A 1,619-nucleotide genomic window follows, 5' to 3' on the forward strand; every position below is an offset into this window, starting at 1 on the left:
CGGGCGCGAACCAGCCAGGGAGAACCCCCCGCGTGTCCGCCGATTCCCGCGACTTCTTCATCAGCTACACCCAGGCCGATCAGGGCTGGGCCGAGTGGATCGCCTGGCAGCTCGAAGCAGCCGATTATTCGACGGTGATCCAGGCGTGGGACTTTCGTGCCGGCGGCAATTTCGTCGTCGAAATGGACCGGGCCGCGAAAACGACCCGCCGCACGATCGCCGTCCTCTCGCCGGACTACCTGGCGGCCCACTTCACCCAGGCCGAATGGGCGGCGGCCTTCGCGCGCGATCCGACCGGAGAGGAGCGGTCGCTGTTGCCGGTGCGGGTCGCCGATTGCCGGCCGGAAGGCCTGCTCGCGAGCACGATCTACCTCGATCTGGTCGGGCTCGACGAAGCGGCGGCGAAGCAGAAGCTCCTCACCGAGGTCGGCGCGCAACGGCCCAAACCCACGGCCGCGCCCGGCTACCCCGGCCGCGCTGCACCGCCAACGGCCGCAGCACCCGCCTTCCCCGGCCTGCCGCCGCCCTTGCGCATGTTCCGCGAAACGCTGCTCGCCGGCGGACCACCAGCCCTGCCCGAAAGCGCGCTGCAGGAAATCCTCCGCCACTCGCCGCGCAGCTTCGAAGAATACCGCCTGGCGCGCATCGCCGAATGGTCGCAGGCGCGCTACGCGCTCGACAAGCGCTTCACGCGCCTGACGCTGCTGCTCGACCTGGGCCCGGACGCGCAAGGAACGCGCTGGCAGGCGCAGCCGAAGTCCTTCGACGACCTGCGCGAGATCCTCGGCGAAGCGAGCGACGCCGCGCTAGTGCTGCTCGGCCCGCCCGGCTGCGGCAAGAGCACGCTGCTGCGCCGGCTCGAACTCGACCTCGCGCTCGACGCGCTGCGCGCCGGCGAAGCCGAGCCGGCGCGCTTCAACTTCTTCGTCCAGCTCAGCCGCTACCGGCCGCCACGTCCCGGCGAAGCGCTGCCGACGCCGCACGAGTGGCTGGCGCGCGAATGGGCGCATCGCCAACCGCAACTGCCGGCGTTCGCCGAACTGCTCGCCAGCGGCCGGCTCGTCCTGCTGCTCGACGCGGTCAACGAAATCCCGCACACCGACGAAGCCGACTACCGCGAACGGATCGCGCTCTGGCGCGACTTCCTCGCCGAACTCGCGCACCGCGGTGCCGGCACGCGCGCGCTCTTCTCGTGCCGCAGCCTCGACTACAGCGCCTCGCTGTCGACGCCCGAACTGCCGGTGCCGCACGTGCGCATCGAAGCGCTGTCCGACACCCAGGTCGAGCAGTTCCTGACGCTGTACAGCGCCGAACGTGGCCCGGCGCTCTGGCGGCAACTGCGAGGAACGCCGCAGCTCGACCTCTTCCGCTCGCCGTTCTACCTCAAATTGCTGCTCGCCCAGGCCGGCGACGGCCGTCCGGCGCTGCACGGCCGCGCCGCGCTGTTCAGCGGCTTCGTCCGCCAGGCGCTGGCGCGCGAGATCGAAGCCGGCAACCCGCGCTTTCGCCCCGGCGGCCTGCTCGACCGGCGCGACCACGAGCGCGTCATCCAGCACGCCTGGCGCAACGCCAACGAGCTGCCCGAACGTGGCCCGCTGCTACCGGCGCTCGCCCGCCTC

Annotated in this window: 1 protein-coding gene; it reads left to right on the forward strand. The window is 71.6% G+C overall.

Going from position 1 to position 1,619, the window contains the following annotated elements:
- Positions 1-32: 32 nt before the first annotated feature.
- A partial coding sequence (locus tag CAPSK01_RS21960) for a TIR domain-containing protein (RefSeq protein ID WP_273703125.1) occupies positions 33-1,619 on the forward strand: 1,587 nt, incomplete at its 3' end.

The sequence above is a fragment of the Candidatus Accumulibacter vicinus genome, from assembly GCF_000584955.1.
Lineage (GTDB): Bacteria > Pseudomonadota > Gammaproteobacteria > Burkholderiales > Rhodocyclaceae > Accumulibacter > Accumulibacter vicinus.